General features: G+C 52.5%; 17 protein-coding genes and 1 pseudogene. 12 read left to right on the forward strand and 6 right to left on the reverse strand.

Going from position 1 to position 17,047, the window contains the following annotated elements; all coding sequences use genetic code 11:
- Positions 1 to 9: 9 nt before the first annotated feature.
- The 4 genes from OGV65_RS07610 (at position 10) to tusE (ending at position 4,847) form a co-directional block, all read left to right on the forward strand.
- Positions 10 to 2,727, forward strand: a complete 2,718-nt coding sequence (locus OGV65_RS07610; RefSeq protein ID WP_286454799.1) for a TcfC E-set like domain-containing protein — start codon at positions 10 to 12, stop codon at positions 2,725 to 2,727.
- Between the two features lies 1 nt (position 2,728).
- Entirely contained in the window at positions 2,729 to 3,886 is a 1,158-nt protein-coding gene (locus tag OGV65_RS07615) for a CblD like pilus biogenesis initiator family protein (RefSeq protein WP_286454801.1), read from the forward strand.
- A 10-nt stretch (positions 3,887 to 3,896) separates the two neighbouring features.
- The gene (locus OGV65_RS07620) at positions 3,897 to 4,448 is read left to right on the forward strand and encodes a LuxR C-terminal-related transcriptional regulator (protein WP_016152494.1); all 552 of its coding nucleotides are present in this window, start codon (positions 3,897 to 3,899) and stop codon (positions 4,446 to 4,448) included.
- A 69-nt stretch (positions 4,449 to 4,517) separates the two neighbouring features.
- Positions 4,518 to 4,847 carry a sulfurtransferase TusE gene (gene tusE / locus OGV65_RS07625; protein ID WP_016152493.1) on the forward strand — a complete coding sequence of 110 codons (330 nt, stop codon included), beginning with the start codon at positions 4,518 to 4,520 and terminating at the stop codon, positions 4,845 to 4,847.
- Here tusE and yccX read toward each other — a convergent pair.
- Positions 4,844 to 5,125 (reverse strand): acylphosphatase, encoded by a 282-nt coding sequence (gene yccX, locus OGV65_RS07630; RefSeq protein WP_016152492.1) that lies wholly within the window; start codon positions 5,123 to 5,125, stop codon positions 4,844 to 4,846. The genes tusE and yccX overlap by 4 nt on opposite strands.
- A gap of 34 nt (positions 5,126 to 5,159) precedes the next feature.
- Positions 5,160 to 5,306, reverse strand: a pseudogene (locus OGV65_RS07635) (AraC family transcriptional regulator); the annotation flags it as partial.
- 113 nt (positions 5,307 to 5,419) lie between these two features.
- Between OGV65_RS07635 and rlmI the strand changes: the two are divergent.
- Entirely contained in the window at positions 5,420 to 6,631 is a 1,212-nt protein-coding gene (gene rlmI, locus OGV65_RS07640) for a 23S rRNA (cytosine(1962)-C(5))-methyltransferase RlmI (protein WP_286454802.1), read from the forward strand.
- 57 nt (positions 6,632 to 6,688) lie between these two features.
- Positions 6,689 to 7,006: a heat shock protein HspQ gene (gene hspQ / locus OGV65_RS07645; protein ID WP_016152490.1), complete on the forward strand. Its 318-nt coding sequence runs from the start codon at positions 6,689 to 6,691 to the stop codon at positions 7,004 to 7,006.
- 67 nt (positions 7,007 to 7,073) lie between these two features.
- Here the strand turns inward: hspQ and OGV65_RS07650 are convergent, their stop codons facing one another.
- Positions 7,074 to 7,487 (reverse strand): CoA-binding protein, encoded by a 414-nt coding sequence (locus tag OGV65_RS07650; RefSeq protein ID WP_016152489.1) that lies wholly within the window; start codon positions 7,485 to 7,487, stop codon positions 7,074 to 7,076.
- A gap of 171 nt (positions 7,488 to 7,658) precedes the next feature.
- Here OGV65_RS07650 and csgI point away from each other — a divergent pair, with 171 nt between their 5' ends.
- The gene (gene csgI / locus OGV65_RS07655; RefSeq protein ID WP_016152488.1) at positions 7,659 to 8,321 is read left to right on the forward strand and encodes a curli synthesis inhibitor; all 663 of its coding nucleotides are present in this window, start codon (positions 7,659 to 7,661) and stop codon (positions 8,319 to 8,321) included.
- Positions 8,322 to 8,414: 93 nt separating this feature from the next.
- Entirely contained in the window at positions 8,415 to 8,873 is a 459-nt protein-coding gene (gene mgsA / locus OGV65_RS07660; protein WP_016152487.1) for a methylglyoxal synthase, read from the forward strand.
- Between the two features lie 32 nt (positions 8,874 to 8,905).
- Here the strand turns inward: mgsA and helD are convergent, their stop codons facing one another.
- Positions 8,906 to 10,960: a DNA helicase IV gene (helD, locus tag OGV65_RS07665; RefSeq protein ID WP_200107608.1), complete on the reverse strand. Its 2,055-nt coding sequence runs from the start codon at positions 10,958 to 10,960 to the stop codon at positions 8,906 to 8,908.
- Between the two features lie 125 nt (positions 10,961 to 11,085).
- Between helD and OGV65_RS07670 the strand changes: the two genes are divergently transcribed.
- Complete coding sequence (locus tag OGV65_RS07670) at positions 11,086 to 11,532, forward strand: YccF domain-containing protein (protein ID WP_016152485.1); 447 nt, start codon at positions 11,086 to 11,088, stop codon at positions 11,530 to 11,532.
- 18 nt (positions 11,533 to 11,550) lie between these two features.
- On the forward strand, positions 11,551 to 13,704 hold the full coding sequence (gene yccS / locus OGV65_RS07675; protein WP_016152484.1) for a YccS family putative transporter: 2,154 nt from the start codon (positions 11,551 to 11,553) through the stop codon (positions 13,702 to 13,704).
- On the opposite strand, the gene OGV65_RS07680 is transcribed toward yccS, so the two are convergent.
- Positions 13,682 to 14,296, reverse strand: coding sequence for a TfoX/Sxy family DNA transformation protein (locus tag OGV65_RS07680; protein ID WP_103766104.1), 615 nt, complete (start codon positions 14,294 to 14,296; stop codon positions 13,682 to 13,684). The two genes, yccS and OGV65_RS07680, sit on opposite strands and share 23 nt — an antisense overlap.
- 216 nt (positions 14,297 to 14,512) lie before the next feature.
- Here OGV65_RS07680 and sulA point away from each other — a divergent pair, with 216 nt between their 5' ends.
- Together sulA and ompA are read left to right on the forward strand one after the other, a co-directional pair.
- A complete protein-coding gene (gene sulA / locus OGV65_RS07685) occupies positions 14,513 to 15,022 on the forward strand; it encodes an SOS-induced cell division inhibitor SulA (RefSeq protein ID WP_032931135.1) in 510 nt (169 codons plus the stop codon).
- 357 nt (positions 15,023 to 15,379) lie between these two features.
- Positions 15,380 to 16,438 (forward strand): porin OmpA, encoded by a 1,059-nt coding sequence (gene ompA, locus OGV65_RS07690; RefSeq protein WP_181635758.1) that lies wholly within the window; start codon positions 15,380 to 15,382, stop codon positions 16,436 to 16,438.
- Between the two features lie 98 nt (positions 16,439 to 16,536).
- Here ompA and matP read toward each other — a convergent pair whose 3' ends face one another.
- Positions 16,537 to 16,989: a macrodomain Ter protein MatP gene (gene matP, locus OGV65_RS07695; RefSeq protein WP_016152480.1), complete on the reverse strand. Its 453-nt coding sequence runs from the start codon at positions 16,987 to 16,989 to the stop codon at positions 16,537 to 16,539.
- Between the last annotated feature and the right edge of the window lie 58 nt (positions 16,990 to 17,047).

A 17,047-nucleotide genomic window follows, 5' to 3' on the forward strand; every position in this document is an offset into this window, starting at 1 on the left:
GGCTTGGTCATGGCGTTTCACAGAAATACTCTCCTCTTAGTTGCTTTATTACCCGCATCCATCCAACTCGCCTGCGCCGAGATGGCCGTCCCGGCAGGTTTCGAAGATCTGGCGAAAACGCAGCGCCTGTGGATAGAGGTTAACCTCTATGGCGAATCGCTTGGCCTTTTTGAAACGGATATCACACTTGAATCGGTCAGTTTTGTCGCACCCGAAACCGTGGTCGCGGCTATCAAACGTCAGTTTAATGACGCTCCTGCCCTCGTTGCCACCGTGTCTGCAGCTCTCGCCGTTCCACTTGCCCGTAACGGCAACCTGGCGTGCAGCAGCAATGGCTCCGCAACGGGATGTGATTACATTGATACCCATCGCGCGGCCATTATCTATGATGAGAATAACGCGCGCATTAGCCTGTTTTTGGACAAGAAATTTCTGCCTAAACAGACCACAGAAAACCAGTGGTATCAGCCTACGCAGGGCACTGAGAATGCGTTGATCCATCAACAAAATATCAATTTTGTTGCCGACAGGGATTACCAGTCAGCCACCGTTCAGGGCAATGGCGCGTTGGCCATGACGCAGGACGGCTACTTTAATCTCGACTGGACCTGGCTGGGGCAGCGTTCAAGGCACCAGCAGCAACAAGAAATAACTGTCAACAATGCCTGGTTTCGCCAGGATATCTGGCGTCAGTACTATATTCAGTTAGGCGAGATGGATACCCGCGATCTGTTCAGTAATGCTGGTGGGAATATCAACCTCAGCCAACTGCCGCTGGGCAAAATTCGCGGCCTGCGCACAGGCTCGACAAGGGCATGGATTAATCCGGTTCAGCAGTCAAAGGGTACCCCTATCACCGTGCTGCTTTCCCATGATGCGCGTATTGACGCCCGCCGGGGCAATCAGCTGCTGGCCAGTTTTTATCTCAATGCTGGGGCCCAGACTCTGGACACGCGATCGTTCCCCGACGGGAGCTATACCGTGACGCTGTCCGTCTATGAAAATAACCGGCTGACACGTACCGAGCAGATACCGTTTACCCGCACCGGTATTACGCCGTTTGACCGCGTCGAGTGGTTCCTGCAGGCAGGCGAAACCGACAATAACAATCAAAACGATGAACGTAGCGCGGTCGCTCAGGCGGGTGTCCGCCTGCCAGTCACTCCAACGCTGGCACTCACCAGTGGCGCAGCGATAAAGAAAAACCAACGTTTTCTGGAAAATGCACTCGACTGGAGTCGTGGTTTCAATGCGGGTCCGATCGATGGCGTACTCTCGACCCGGTTTAGCTACCTTTACGGCAGCGAAGGACAACGCGGCAATATTCAGCAAATCAGCTATAACGACGGCTTTTCACTGAGCTTCTATCGCAACGCGTTATCAGCGGAAAACTGCAATACCCGAAGCGCGGGATATGACGCCGTAAATGGCTGTTACCGAAGCCTGTCGGTGATGTTCTCCGTCCCTGTCGGCACCTGGTACGCCAGCCTGGGATATTCGGATAACCGCAACGAAGGACGGTACGTTTCTCGTCGGGAACTCCCGGACAGTGACGATCGCCACGATGCAGGCTTGCCCTGGGAGTCGGTTTATATGACCCGCTCACGCACGCGGGCCTGGCAGGGTGGCTTGAGTACGGCTTTCAGCACGCGTGGTCTGAACATCAACAGCAGCATTAACCTTTTCATGCGTAACGATGACTCACGCGAAGGCAGGGATAAAGGCGGCTACCTGAGCGTGAGCCTGTCAATGGCGCATAACCATCAGGGCAATGCGACAAGCTATACCTCTCTGGGCGCGACATGGCAGCACCAGCAGCATGAAAAAAACCAGTTGAGCTATAACGTGGCGCACAACTGGTATGCCGACGCACGTGGTGAAAATGAGTATGGACTGAGCGCATCAGGTATTAACAGCGATTCACTCAATACCTCTGCCTACACGCGCCAGGGCGGACGATATGGCAACGGGAGCCTGACAGTCAGCGATGCCTGGGATCGTCAGGATCGGCGCCATACCCTGAGCAGCAGCGGCAATTACAACTCCACGCTTGCGCTGTCGCGCTCTGGTCTGTGGCTGGGCCGCTGGAGCGACGGACGTCCTGCTTCAGCCATCGCGGTTAACGTTGCCACACCGGAAGATTCCCAGGATCCGAGCATTGCCGTGTCGCTGGATAACGGCGGCAGTGCAGACATTCCAGGCAATAGCCGCGCCCTCTTCGCCGTGCCGGGCTATCAGCAGACTACGTTGACGATTAACGAATCGCTGGATGTCTCGCGGGGTGCCAGCAGTGAAATCACACAAGGTTCAGGCAGCAGAACGTTGTTTATGGTGCCAGGCAAACTGCTCCGCCGGGACGTGCAAACCACGGCAAGCTACACCTGGCTCGGCCAATTAACTGACGAGCAACATTCGCCGTTTATCGGCGGCGTGCCACTGAACGTTAACGGCTGGAGCGACCTTGGCAACGGCGGGTTTAGCGCTCAAAGCGACGCTCTGCTGCATAACCTCTACCTGGTGCGTCAGCAGCAGTTTTATCAGTGCGAGCTGAACGTAAAGAGTATGCGCGACGTCGTGCGTTACGTCGGGTCGATCCCTTGCCGGGAATTAACCTTCTCTGCCCTGCCGGATACTGTCCAGCAACAGGCACAGCTGATGCTCGCCGGACGATCGGTACCAACGGGTCCAACTGCCATGAATGCAGACAACGTCACAAAAGGGAAATGATGTGAACAAGCACTTAATTATTTTACTTTTTTTAAGCCTGTGGGCGGGCCAGACCCAGGCAGCGGCCCCTGCCGGAAGAAACACCAGCGTCGATATCAGCTTCGATCGCATGGCCGCCCCCGCGCGCTTTGATATCTGGGTTCATGAACCGAGCGGCTATGATGTCGCCGAGCCGCAAAAGTGGGGACGCAATACTCTGACGTGTCTTTCCCGTACCGACTCCGCAGTTGGCGCCTGCATGACCGCCCCGGCCTGGTTCACGGCGAACCCGGGGACACCTTATGCCATCAATTTACGTTTTACGCATGCCCTTACCAGCAAAACGGTGGATCTTAAGGTCTATGGCGACCACTACATGTTTTTCAATAATAAAGTCTTTACCTATCCCAGTTTTATCACGGGAGGGACAGAGATTGTTGCAAACTGGACCAGAGAACCCTACTTCGATTTCTATATCGTGAAAAGCGAACTGGAAAAGCTCGCTCTGCCGGGTATCTGGACCGCAACGCTGAAGCAGAACCTGCGTCAATGGGATAGTGGCAACTGCGGCGGGAACTTCGCTGACCCCAATACCGGATGTCCAGGCTATCGCGCCATTGCTAGCTGGCAGGCCACGATGCGCATTGAGGTTGTCGATCCGGGTAATCAGCAGATTTATCTGCCGGCATTTCCGCACTCAACGCCTATCGTTAACCTCAACCTGACCAACTTCCCGGGGCGGTCGGGTGGCAGTGAAATCCAGGGTGAAAACACGCTGGATATGTGCCTGTACGACGGCAAAAACAGTACCAGCACCCGCACTTATCTTCGGTTTGAGGACGACGGACTCCCCTCAACGGACCGTGCTGAAGAGGCATTTTCAATCCGGCGACGCGGCGGAAGTCAGACCGATGCGCGGGATCGTCTCGACTATCAGGTCTTCGTCACTAATCCCGTCACGGGCGCAACCGAAACCGTCGCCAACGGTAAAACCCTAGTCTGGCAAGGCACCAACGATCCGCAGCATCTGCGTCAGGTCGTCCTGCCCGGCGGACGTGAGAGCGTACTGTGCGTACCAGCCCCTATTGTTTTGAAAACCCCTGCGTTTGCAGCCAGCAGTAAAAACGCCGGGGATTACACCGGCACGCTACGCATCATCTACACACCCAGTACGTTATAAAGAGGCCGCCGTGAATTACGTCATTCTTGATAATAATCGTTTTTATGCCGAAGGGTTGCGCTACGCCCTTCTGCGCCGTAACGCTCACACTCAAGTTGAGAGTGGCGCGTTACAGTGGCACCGTTCGCTGTTGGCCTGCGACACCCTCGTTGTGCGTTGCCGCTTTTCCGTCGCGAGGACGCATCTGGCGCTGGTCGACATTCTGCTTCAACTGGAGGCCAGGCGCTGGGAGGGAACGGTTTATCTGGTGTGCAATGAAAAAGGCTGGGCACTGGCCACGCATTTACGAAAGCGTTTTGCCACGCTGACCTTACATATCATTGATGACAGAATTGCCGTCGTGGATGCGGCGTATCTGCTTGCTAAAGAGCCCCGTCGGGTACGCAGTCTGAATTGCTGCCTGACTGGCATGGAGTTCAATGTTCTCGACAGGCTGGTTAACGGTCAATCGGTAAAACATGTTGCGCATATGACGCAGATTAGCGAAAAACAGGTTTCGACGTATAAATGCAACGCGCTGAAGAAGCTTAATGCCAACAATCTGCTACAGCTTCTTCTGTAGGTCGAGGTTTCTCACGCCGCCCCTTATTTGCTAAACTAAGGGCGGTTTTTACTTTATCGACAGAGCACTATGTTCATTTTTGCAGGCCATGAAATTGAGACCGATAGCGAAGGCTATCTGAAAGACACCACGCAATGGAGCGAGCCGCTGGCGGAGAAAATCGCCGAAAACGAAGGTATCGTTCTCTCCCCCGAACACTGGGAAGTGGTGCGTTTCGTTCGCGAGTTTTATCTGGAGTTTAATACCTCCCCCGCTATCCGCATGCTGGTAAAAGCCATGGCCAACAAGTTTGGCGAAGAAAAAGGCAACAGCCGTTATCTCTATCGCCTGTTTCCGAAAGGCCCAGCTAAGCAGGCAACTAAAATTGCCGGCCTGCCGAAACCGGTGAAATGTATTTAATAGCGGATACTAAATCCCTTTAGCTCGTCGCCAGGGCGGTGCGGTTCGCTGAGAACCCGATCAACCCTGGCGCTGCGCGGTCCTCCGGCTTTCAACCACTTCATCAGTTGTTCCACCCGCTCGCTTTCACCACAGGCGACAACTTCTACGCTGCCGTCATCCATATTCTTCGCATAACCGGTCAACCCCAGCCGTTGCGCCTCATGCTGGGTGGTGTAGCGAAATCCTACCCCCTGAACCCGGCCATAGACCCAGGCAATGATGCAGACTTTCGACATTGGGGTTCTCCTTATCAACATAAATGAAAGAACAGGTACCGATGGACAGATGACCGGCAATCTCCTGATCTGTCCATAGATTAGCAGGGGATAACTGAATAAGTTGTCGCACCTGTTCAGTGAGATCAAACCGTCGCTCGATAAGCAGAGGCCCCGCCACACCATCATGCAGTAGCGCCAGACGCTGATGATTGACCTCATCATCTGTGCTACTCTACGCGCCATTTTATTTTAATGGTTTCAGGTTGGTACTTTCATCCAACCCGCGTCACTGTTTGTGAGAGGTTGCTCCGCATGACTGAATCTACAATTCCACATTATCCTCGTTTAGTGTTAGCCAAGGGGCGCGAAAAATCATTACTTCGCCGCCATCCATGGGTATTTTCCGGTGCGGTCGCACGTATGGAAGGTAAAGCCAACCTCGGTGAAACCGTTGATATTGTTGACCACCAGGGGAAATGGATAGCGCGCGGTGCGTTCTCTCCGGCGTCGCAGATCCGTGCGCGCGTCTGGACCTTCGATAAGTCTGAATCCATCGACATTGATTTCTTTACCCGTCGTCTGCAGAAGGCGCTGACATGGCGTGACTGGCTGGCGAAAAAGGACGGTCTGGACAGCTACCGTCTGATCGCCGGAGAATCCGACGGCCTGCCGGGTGTCACTATTGACCGCTTCGGCAACTTCCTGGTATTGCAGTTGCTCAGCGCGGGGGCTGAATACCAACGCGCCGCGCTGATTAGTGCTCTGCAAATTGTTTTCCCGGACTGCGCTATTTATGACCGTAGCGATGTGGCCGTGCGTAAAAAAGAAGGTATGGCGCTGACCCAAGGGCCCGTCACGGGCGAACTGCCGCCTGCTCTGCTGCCTATCGAAGAACACGGGATGAAGCTGCTGGTTGATATTCAGCACGGTCACAAAACCGGCTATTACCTCGATCAACGCGATAGCCGCCTGGCGACGCGTCGTTATGTGGAAAACCAGCGTGTCCTGAACTGTTTCTCCTATACCGGCGGCTTTGCGGTCTCAGCATTAATGGGCGGATGCCGTCAGGTGGTCAGCGTCGACACCTCTCAGGAAGCTCTCGATATTGCCCGCCAGAACGTGGAACTGAACAAGCTGGCTCTGAGTAAAGCCGAGTTCGTGCGAGATGATGTGTTCAAACTGCTGCGCGCCTATCGCGATCGCGGTGAGAAATTTGATGTCATCGTGATGGATCCGCCGAAATTTGTCGAAAACAAAAGCCAGTTGATGGGCGCCTGCCGCGGTTATAAGGACATCAATATGCTGGCTATTCAGTTGCTGAACCCAGGCGGCGTACTGCTGACATTTTCCTGCTCCGGGCTGATGACGACCGATTTATTTCAGAAAATCATCGCTGATGCCGCAATAGATGCTGGTCGTGATGTACAATTTATAGAGCAGTTCCGTCAGGCCGCCGATCATCCGGTGATCGCTACCTACCCGGAAGGGCTGTATCTGAAAGGGTTTGCCTGTCGCATCATGTAACTTGAAAAGTGGAATATTACCCTTACATAGAGGGTATGTATTTCCCGGGAGGTGACTATGATTGCCAGCAAATTCGGTATCGGCCAGCAGGTCCGCCATTCCCTGTTAGGTTACCTCGGAGTGGTCGTGGATATCGACCCGGAATATTCGCTTGATGAGCCGTCAGCCGATGAGTTGGCGGTTAACAGCGAACTTCGCGCCGCTCCCTGGTATCACGTGGTGATGGAAGACGATAATGGTCTGCCAGTGCATACGTATCTGGCCGAAGCGCAACTGAGTAGCGAGCTACAGGAAGAACATCCGGAGCAACCGTCAATGGATGAACTGGCGCGCACAATCCGTAAACAGCTTCAGGCTCCGCGCCTGCGTAATTGATACTAACACAGGCCCGATGGCGCTTCGCTTATCGGGCCTGTGCGTTTCATTCGGCGACAGTCAAACTTTACTTCGCCAGTCCCAGTCGCGGGATCTCAATCGCCGGGCAACGATCCATCACCACCGTCAGCCCCGCATCACGCGCCAGCACGGCCGCCTGCTCGTTAATTACGCCAAGCTGCATCCATAGCGTCTTCGCGCCAATGGCGATAGCCTCCTGAGCGACGCCCCACGCCGCTTCAGAATTACGGAAGACATCGACCATATCCACTTTCTCTGGCACATCCGCCAGCGTTGCATAGCCCTGCTGCCCCAGCAGCATTTTCCCGGCAACCTTCGGTGAAACGGGAATAACGTGATAGCCCTGATCGAGTAAATACTTCATCACGCGATAGCTTGGGCGATCGGGTTTATCGCTTGCGCCAACCAGTGCAATCGTACGGGTAGATGTCAAAATGCCAGCAATATCGGTCTCTTTCATCGTGTTCCTCCAAGCTGTTTAACAAAGTGTACGACAAACCTGCCCCCGCAACCATTCATCCCATACTGGCGTATGAGAGCTAAACTCAAAAATATGTCTATATGTTAGTAAACGTGATTATCGAAAAATTTAGATACATGTTTGCAGCTATTTTCTGGACAGGAGAAACCTATGAAAGCCGGCATTGTGACAGCCTTAATTGCCCTGTGTTTGCCGGTAACCGTTTTTGCTACCTCATTACGCCTGTCTAATGATATTGACCTTTTGGTGCTGGACGGAAAAAAAGTTTCCAGCTCATTACTGCGTGGCGCCGACAGTATCGAGCTGGAAAATGGTCGCCACCAGCTCGTATTTCGCGTAGAAAAAACCATTCGCTTGTCCAGCCACGAAGAACGTCTGTATATTTCGCCTCCGCTGGTCATCAGCTTTGATACCCAACTCGTCAGCCAGGTTAATTTTCACCTCCCGCGTCTGAACAATGAGCGGGACACAGCGCATTTTGATGACGCTCCACGCGTGGAATTGCTGGATGGGGACTCCATGCCTATCCCCGTCAAGCTGGATATTTTGTCAATCACATCCACAGCGAAAATCGTGAATTATGAAATGGAAACTGAACGCTATAACAAAGCGGCTAAACATGCGTCATTACCGCAGTTTGCTACGATGATGGCCGATGACAGCTCGCTGCTTTCCGGGGTATCTGAACTGGATCGCGTGCCGCCTCAGTCGCAAACGCTGACCGAACAGCGCTTAAAATATTGGTACCAGCAGGCCGACGCACAAACGCGAAGTAACTTTTTGCAATGGGCTCAGAAACAGCCTCCTTCATGACATTTATGTTCGCATACGCATTTTTTTTGTCTTTCTCTTGCAGCGTCAAGAGCTTCCAGTACTCTGTAACCAGGTTAACTTGGGAGCTGTACTATGGAATTAACAACTCGCACATTGCCAGCGCGTAAACATATTGCGCTGGTTGCACACGATCACTGTAAAAAGATGTTGATGAGCTGGGTGGAACGCCACCAGCCGTTGCTGGAAAAGCACGTTCTGTACGCCACAGGAACAACGGGAAACTTAATCCAACGCGCGACGGGAATGGACGTCAACGCCATGCTGAGCGGTCCGATGGGGGGTGACCAGCAGGTGGGCGCGCTGATTTCAGAAGGGAAAATTGATGTGCTGATTTTCTTCTGGGACCCGCTGAACGCCGTACCTCACGATCCTGATGTCAAAGCCCTGCTGCGTCTGGCGACGGTATGGAACATTCCGGTTGCCACCAACGTGTCGACCGCCGATTTTATTATCCAGTCGCCAAACTTCAACGATGCAACGGACATCTTGATCCCAGATTACGCCCGCTATCTGGCAGAGCGCCTCAAATAAACGCCGGGCAGGCGGCAATTGCCGCCTGCTATTCAGGGTTTTCTTGCTACCGGAACATCCAGTTGTTTAAGCTCATCAACAAAGCACGACGGTGTTTCTTTATTAAACAGCAGCCATACCCGATGCCGTGCCCGCGTTAGCGCCACATACAGCAAGCGTCTCTCTTCAGCATCCGGGAAATCCTCCACCGCCGGAAGCAACGCCTCTTCCATAATCGACTCGCGGGCCGGAGCGGGAAAACCATCATTCCCATCATGAAGCCCCACAACAATAACGTAATCTGCCTGCTGTCCTTTACTGGCATGGATAGTCATGAAATCCAGCTGTAGCTTAGGCCAACGGGTGGCAGCTTTCTCCAGACTGGCAGGTTTCAGATGATGGTATCGCGCCAGCACAAGAATTCTCTCTTCTGCCTTCACAAATCCCGACAGCTTATCCAGTAGCAGATCCAACTGGCTTTCATCGAGCAACGTGACGGCTTTTTTATCGCCTGCCATCAGACTGTTGAGCGGTTTCGTAAGCTGATGAGGGTTTTGCTGGATAAACTGGTTTGCAACTTCACCAATGCGGCTATTAAAACGGTAAGTCGTATCCAGATTACAACGGTCGCCCTCACCGAAGTTTTGCTGGAATGCGGTGGTCAACGAAAGCTGTGCTCCGCTAAACCGGTAAATTGCCTGCCAGTCATCCCCTACGGCGAACAGCGTAGTGTGTGAGTTTTGCTTGCGCAGTGCGGCTAACAGGGCGGCACGCTGAGGAGAAATGTCCTGAAATTCGTCGACCAGAATGTGTTTCCACGGACTGATAAACCGGCCTTTTTCCAGAATGACAATAGCCTGATGAATCAACCCGGAAAAATCGACGGCATTCTCATCCTTCAGGGCGCCCTTCCAGGCCTTGAGCAGGGGAGACATCAGCTTAATGCGTTTACTGAAAAGATCGCGAATCTCCTCCGGAGCATTGGCGATCATCTCCGCCTGCGCTCCGCCATGCATACGCATCAGGCTAACCCAACGATCCAGCCGGGAAGCCAACCGGCGCTGTAATTTTTCGTCATCCCAGAAGTTACCCTCGGGTACAGACCATTGCATCTCTTCTTCTAACCATTGTCGCCAACCTTTAGCTTGTGCCTTTTTCTCACTGCACTGTTGACGCCAGGCCGTGATAAAAAGTTTGCTACGCGCGGCAACATCATTTTCCAGCTTGCTAACCGTCGGGACTTTTTTGCTCCCCTGAGAAATAATGTGCAACGCCAGTGAATGAAACGTCCTCGCGGTGATCTCTTCCGTATGCAGACGTTCACGGATGCGATCGTCCATCTCCTGGGCCGCTTTGCGTCCAAACGCCAGCAGCAGGATTTGTTCGGCCGCCGCTTCCCCTCGCGCAAGTAGCCAGCCCGCACGGGCGACCAATACGGATGTTTTGCCGCTTCCGGCCCCCGCAAGAACCAGTAATGATTGTTCGCCGTTCACCACCGCCCGCGCCTGGGCCGGATTCAGCGGCGAGGACTCAATTTGCTGGAAAAAATCGGCATGTTCTTCCAGCATGGCATCGGTATACGCCTGGTTGTGCTGTAAGCGACAAGCTTCAATGTCCTTCAACCATGCCTGACATTGACGTAACGCCTCACGGCAATTTTCAAATTCTTCCAGCCGGTTGATCGGGAGCGGCAATGCGGCAAAGGCGCGGCGGATCTGCTGCTGTAGTCCTGACGTCTGTTCGCGCGTCAGCCATTTATTCTCACTGGTGCGGGTGGCGATCGCCTCCAACTGCTGCTGTAAAACTCCCGCAGCGACGTCGCTCATTTCCTGACTCCACTGCTGCCAGAGCGAATTCAAATGGTGATGGAAGCGCTGGGTTTCTGCCCATTCAGTACCGTGAAGACGTACTACCTTATCATCCGGGAGCACAAACTCCAGCTCACCCCATACCAGGCCGCGTTTACAATGAATAGCCAGTAACTGATTGAAGGGAATAAGATACTCGTGACGATCGCCGGAAACCTTAATCCCGGCATTGAGAATAACGGCCCGATCGTAAGGGTGTTGTGCCAGACGTTTTCCAAGAGAAGTTGCTTTCAGTTCCATAAGACTCAAGCGGATCCACACGAAGAGGTTTGCTTATCAGTGTAACCGCCAGAGAAAACGTGCTCCAGCCCAAAAAAACGTTACAATTGCCGAATTCACAGAAAACCAGAGTTAACCGAGAGTTTATGCGTACTGTTCTGAATATTTTAAATTTTGTGCTCGGGGGATTCGCCACCACCTTAGCCTGGTTACTGGCTACGCTGGTCAGTATTGTGCTGATTTTTACTCTCCCCCTGACCCGCTCATGCTGGGAAATTACCCGACTCTCGCTGTTTCCCTACGGTAACGAAGCGATTCATGTCGATGAGCTTAATCCAGCGGGCAAAAACGTCCTGTTGAATACCGGAGGCACCGTGCTCAATATTTTCTGGCTGATTTTCTTCGGCTGGTGGTTGTGCCTGATGCACATTGTCTCCGGTATTGCCCAGTGCATTACGATTATTGGTATCCCGGTTGGCATTGCGAATTTCAAAATCGCGGCGATTGCACTGTGGCCGGTGGGTCGCCGGGTAGTGTCAGTTGAAGTTGCTCGCGCAGCGCGTGAAGCCAACGCGCGTCGTCGCTTCGAATAATCAGGACCGATGGCCTTTATGTTAAGTCCTCTGCTCAAACGCTATACCTGGAACAGCACCTGGCTGTACTACGTGCGGATTTTTATCGCGCTTTGCGGCACAACAGCGCTGCCCTGGTGGCTGGGTGACGTTAAGCTGACCATCCCGCTCACGCTGGGTATGGTCGCAGCCGCGCTTACTGACCTGGACGATCGTCTTGCAGGTCGCCTGCGCAATTTGATCATCACGCTGGTGTGCTTTTTCATTGCCTCGGCCTCGGTCGAACTGCTCTTCCCATGGCCATGGCTGTTTGCCCTTGGGTTAACGCTCTCCACCAGCGGCTTTATACTGCTGGGGGGATTAGGGCAGCGCTATGCAACCATCGCCTTTGGCGCGTTGCTGATCGCCATTTACACGATGCTCGGCACCTCGCTTTACGATCAGTGGTATCAGCAACCGATCCTGCTGCTCGCGGGCGCCATTTGGTACAACCTGTTAACCCTGACCGGACATCTTCTGTTCCCTATTCGCCCGTTGCAGGACAATCTGGCGCGTAGCTATGAACAGTTAGCGCACTATCTGGAACTGAAATCGCGTCTTTTTGATCCCGACATAGAAGATGAAAGCCAGGCGCCGTTGTATGATCTAGCTCTTGCGAATGGGCAACTGATGGCGACTCTAAACCAGACAAAGGTGTCACTGCTGACCCGCCTGCGCGGCGACCGCGGACAGCGAGGAACACGTCGCACGCTACATTACTATTTTGTGGCGCAGGATATTCACGAACGCGCAAGCTCCTCGCATATTCAATATCAAACGCTGCGCGACCATTTCCGCCACAGCGACGTGATGTTCCGCTTCCAGCGCCTGATGTCGATGCAGGGGCAAGCGTGTTCGCAACTGTCTCGCTGTATTTTATTACGCACGCCTTATCAGCACGATCCGCACTTTGAGCGCGTCTTCACCCATATTGATGCTGCACTTGAGCGCATGCGCGCGAGTGGTGAGCCTGCCGACCTGCTCAACACGTTGGGATTTTTGCTGTCAAACCTGCGGGCCATTGATGCCCAGTTGGCTACCATTGAGTCCGAACAGGCTCAGGTACTTTCGCGCAATGAGTCTGAAAATCAGCTTGCCGATGACAGCCCGCATGGGTTCAGTGATATCTGGTTGCGCCTGAGCCGTAATTTCACGCCTGAGTCCGCCCTGTTTCGTCATGCTGTTCGCATGTCGCTGGTGCTCTGCGTCGGCTATGCCATTATCCAGATAACCGGAATGAACCACGGGTACTGGATCCTGTTGACCAGTCTGTTTGTCTGCCAGCCAAACTACAACGCCACCCGACATCGTCTGGCACTAAGGATTATCGGCACATTAGTCGGGATCGCCATTGGGTTACCGATCCTGTGGTTTGTACCTTCTCTCGAAGGGCAATTGATCCTTCTGGTGATCACCGGCGTGTTGTTTTTTGCCTTTCGTAACGTCCAGTACGCGCATGCCACCATGTTTATCACGCTGCTGGTGCTGCTGTGCTTTAACCTGCTCGGTGAAGGTTTTGAAGTTGCACTTCCGCGCGTCATCGATACGTTGATCGGCTGTGCCATCGCCTGGGCTGCTGTCAGCTTTATCTGGCCAGACTGGCGTTTTCGGAATCTGCCGCGAGTGATTGAACGGGCCACTGACGCTAACTGTCGTTATCTTGATGCTATTCTCGAACAATATCATCAGGGGCGTGATAATCGTCTGGCATACCGTATCGCCCGCCGTGACGCGCACAATCGTGATGCGGAACTTGCTTCGGTGGTGTCGAACATGTCGAGTGAACCGGATGTCACGGCCCAAACACGCGAAACGGCGTTCCGCTTGCTGTGTCTTAACCATACGTTTACCAGCTATATTTCCGCCCTCGGCGCACATCGCGAGCAGTTAACCAATCCTGACGTCCTGGCATTGCTGGATGATGCCGTCTGCTATGTAGATGATGCGCTTCACCATCAACCTGCTGATGAGCAGCGCGTATACCAGGCGCTGGAAGATCTGAAGCAGCGAATTCAGCATCTCGAGCCACGTCCGGACAGTAAAGAGCCGCTGGTCGTACAGCAAGTTGGGTTACTGATTGCCCTGCTCCCGGAGATTCGGCGATTACAGCAACAAATTGCTGTGCTGCCATCTAATACCCCGGTTCCGGCGTAAGAGAACTCACCCACTCCACCAGCTCCTGGCGACGCGTCGCCGGGAGCGCGGCTTCATGCACCCCGTCAACCGCCCCTTCAAGGGCATAGAGTATTTTTACCGTTAAGGCAGGGTTATTTTGCCGAAGTTTCAACCAGCACATCTGAGCTCCCAGCGATCGCAATGTCCCCTCATCCGTAATTCCTGCTTCATTTAGCAAGGTCTCGAGATGAAACGTCATATTCGGTAATTCCCGCAGGCGATGTTGTGCAAAGCGACTCTGTTTTTCCTTAACGGCTGCATCGAGTGAAAATTGTGATAGCGACACTAACTGCTGCTGGTTCTGCCACAGGGTATCGTTCACCTGGTAATAATTGAGTACAACCGGACGCCCGCGCTTGATAAATGTTAGCCAGACAGGAGAATTTTTTACACAGTACTGGGCGCTCTGCTCACAGGCGCGAAGATATAACTCACCGCTGGCAACCATGGCAAAGACCGTATCACCAACCGTCAGACTATAGCTGCCAAACAGTGAGCGGTAGTGAATTGTTCCCAGAGAAGCCAGATATTCTTGTGATTTATAGATTCTTGCATAAGACTTTTCTTTCATAAAAATCCTTTTAAATCATAACGTAAGCAAATAATTTGCAGTAGCAGATCCGTTAATGACGAAAATAGGCAACTTATGCGTATGGGGCAAGATGAATTTTATTTTTCCCGTGATGATGACTAAAAATTGCGAACCTGTTTCCGAAAATAAGGTTGATCTTTATTGATGGTGGGGTTACTGTATATCCATACAGTAACTCACAGGGCTGGATTGATTATGTACACTTCAGGTTATGCAAATCGTTCTTCGTCGTTCTCTTCCGCATCGAGCAGCATTGCGCGCGTTTCAGCAGAGAACGCTACCGCTGGGCTTATCAGTGAAGTGGTCTATCGCGAGGACCAGCCCATGATGACGCAGCTCCTGCTGCTTCCCCTGCTGCAACAGTTAGGGCAACAATCACGCTGGCAGCTGTGGCTGACGCCTCAGCAAAAATTAAGCCGTGAGTGGGTGCAGTCGGCCGGGCTTCCATTGACCAAAGTCATGCAAATCAGCCAGCTCTCCCCCTGCAATACGCTGGAATCGATGGTTCGTGCGCTGCGCACGGGTAACTACAGCGTCGTCATCGGCTGGTTGACAGAAGAATTAACCGAAGATGAACATGCCGAGCTGGTAAAAGCGGCAGATGAAGGTAATGCGATGGGATTTATCATGCGTCCTGTTCGCGCTCAGACACTTGCGGGGAGACAGCATTCCGGGCTAAAAATTCACTCGAATTTGTATCATTGAGTAAAATTAGGAATTATCCTGGAATTTTTTTTCATGTTTTAATTTGCCATTGAGCTGTAACGCGTTTTCCGGCTGAAGGCCTGTCTGAAGCGGTTTTCAGGAAATCCTCAGTACATTTATTCATCTATAAATGTTAAATAATGTGTACACAAGCCTTTTTTTTTCATATGCCTGACGGACTTCACACTTGTAAGTTTTCAACTACGTTGTAGACTTTACATCGCCAGGGGTGCTCGGCATAAGCCGCAGATATCGGTAGAGTAACTATTGAACTGGTCCCCGGGTGAAGGATTTAACCGTGTTATCTCTCTTCGGAGATATTCATGGCGAATTTTGGATGATAACGAGGCGCAAAAAATGAAAAAGACAGCTATCGCAATTGCAGTGGCACTGGCTGGTTTCGCTACCGTGGCGCAGGCCGCTCCGAAAGATAACACCTGGTACACTGGTGCTAAACTGGGCTGGTCTCAGTACCATGATATTGGTAACAACCAGATCAACAACTCCGGTCCTACCCACGAAAGCCAACTGGGTGCTGGTGCGTTCGGTGGTTATCAGGTTAACCCGTACGTTGGTTTCGAAATGGGTTACGACTGGTTAGGTCGTATGCCGTACAAAGGCGCCGCCAATGATCCCTACAATAACGGCGCTTTCAAAGCTCAGGGCGTTCAGCTGACCGCTAAACTGGGTTACCCAATCACTGACGATCTGGACGTTTACACCCGTCTGGGTGGTATGGTTTGGCGTGCAGACGCTAAAAACAACGAAGGCTTCAAAGACCACGACACTGGTGTTTCCCCAGTATTCGCAGGTGGCGTAGAGTATGCAATTACTCCTGAAATCGCTACCCGTCTGGAATACCAGTGGACCAACAACATCGGTGACGCGAACACCGTTGGCGGTCGTCCGGATAACGGTCTGTTGAGCGTTGGTGTTTCCTACCGTTTCGGTCAGCAGGAAGAAGCAGCTCCAGTAGTTGTTGCTCCGGCTCCGGCTCCGGAAGTACAGACCAAACACTTCACTCTGAAGTCTGACGTTCTGTTCAACTTCAACAAAGCAACTCTGAAACCAGAAGGCCAGCAGGCTCTGGATCAGATGTACAGCCAGCTGAGCAACCTGGATCCGAAAGACGGTTCCGTAGTGGTTCTGGGCTTCACTGACCGCATCGGTTCTGACGCTTACAACCAGGGTCTGTCCGAGAAACGTGCTCAGTCCGTTGTTGATTACCTGATCTCTAAAGGTATTCCTTCTGACAAAATCTCTGCACGTGGCATGGGCGAATCCAACCCGGTTACTGGCAACACCTGTGACAACGTGAAAGCTCGCGCTGCACTGATCGACTGCCTGGCTCCGGATCGTCGTGTTGAGATCGAAGTTAAAGGTATCAAAGACGTTGTAACTCAGCCTCAGGCTTAAGTTATCGTCTTATAAAAAAACCCCGCTTTGCGGGGTTTTTTTTCACTTTTTTATCAATCAAAGCACGCCTGTACACAACACATTTAGCCACTCTGTGGTTATTCTTTTCCCAGCAGCGCCTGTAAATCCTGCTTCAAGGTCGACATTTTATTCGCGTACTTCTCTTTATGCTCTGCGTCTTCAATCAGTTGCACAATGGTTTCAGAAAGCGTTTTGCCGCGCCGCTGCGCAAGCCCCGCTAAGCGCTGCCAGACCATAAATTCCAGATCGATAGATTTCTTTCGCGTATGCTGATGCTCCGCGTTAAAGTGCCGCTTACGCCTCGCCCGTATGGTTTGTTTCATACGATTTAGCAACGCAGAGTTCATGTGTTCTTCAATCCAGGTATTGACCCGAACCGGTTCATTTTCGAGGGTTAGCAACAAATCAACGGCTTCTTCGGCAGCGCTGGCCTCTACGTAACGGGTGATTAATTCCCCCTCACGATGCTTCTTCACCAGATACTTCCATTTCCAGCCGCTTTCAAGGTTTTCAAGTTGTTGATATTTCATTGCGATCTCAATGTTACCGTGTAACTCTTATCAGAATATCAGCTTTTTCGGCATCTGA

The organism is Citrobacter sp. Cb004, from assembly GCF_030337065.1.
Taxonomy (GTDB): domain Bacteria; phylum Pseudomonadota; class Gammaproteobacteria; order Enterobacterales; family Enterobacteriaceae; genus Citrobacter; species Citrobacter braakii.

Bases quoted from the DNA above. Each gene is read 5' to 3' on its own strand.
- OGV65_RS07610 (WP_286454799.1), top strand. From the start codon at position 10: ATGGCGTTTCACAGAAATACTCTCCTCTTAGTTGCTTTATTACCCGCA.
- tusE (WP_016152493.1), top strand. From the start codon at position 4,518: ATGTTCATTTTTGCAGGCCATGAAATTGAGACCGATAGCGAAGGCTAT.
- yccX (WP_016152492.1), bottom strand. From the start codon at position 5,125: ATGTCGAAAGTCTGCATCATTGCCTGGGTCTATGGCCGGGTTCAGGGG.
- rlmI (WP_286454802.1), top strand. From the start codon at position 5,420: ATGACTGAATCTACAATTCCACATTATCCTCGTTTAGTGTTAGCCAAG.
- hspQ (WP_016152490.1), top strand. From the start codon at position 6,689: ATGATTGCCAGCAAATTCGGTATCGGCCAGCAGGTCCGCCATTCCCTG.
- OGV65_RS07650 (WP_016152489.1), bottom strand. From the start codon at position 7,487: ATGAAAGAGACCGATATTGCTGGCATTTTGACATCTACCCGTACGATT.
- csgI (WP_016152488.1), top strand. From the start codon at position 7,659: ATGAAAGCCGGCATTGTGACAGCCTTAATTGCCCTGTGTTTGCCGGTA.
- mgsA (WP_016152487.1), top strand. From the start codon at position 8,415: ATGGAATTAACAACTCGCACATTGCCAGCGCGTAAACATATTGCGCTG.
- helD (WP_200107608.1), bottom strand. From the start codon at position 10,960: ATGGAACTGAAAGCAACTTCTCTTGGAAAACGTCTGGCACAACACCCT.
- OGV65_RS07670 (WP_016152485.1), top strand. From the start codon at position 11,086: ATGCGTACTGTTCTGAATATTTTAAATTTTGTGCTCGGGGGATTCGCC.
- yccS (WP_016152484.1), top strand. From the start codon at position 11,551: ATGTTAAGTCCTCTGCTCAAACGCTATACCTGGAACAGCACCTGGCTG.
- OGV65_RS07680 (WP_103766104.1), bottom strand. From the start codon at position 14,296: ATGAAAGAAAAGTCTTATGCAAGAATCTATAAATCACAAGAATATCTG.
- sulA (WP_032931135.1), top strand. From the start codon at position 14,513: ATGTACACTTCAGGTTATGCAAATCGTTCTTCGTCGTTCTCTTCCGCA.
- ompA (WP_181635758.1), top strand. From the start codon at position 15,380: ATGAAAAAGACAGCTATCGCAATTGCAGTGGCACTGGCTGGTTTCGCT.
- matP (WP_016152480.1), bottom strand. From the start codon at position 16,989: ATGAAATATCAACAACTTGAAAACCTTGAAAGCGGCTGGAAATGGAAG.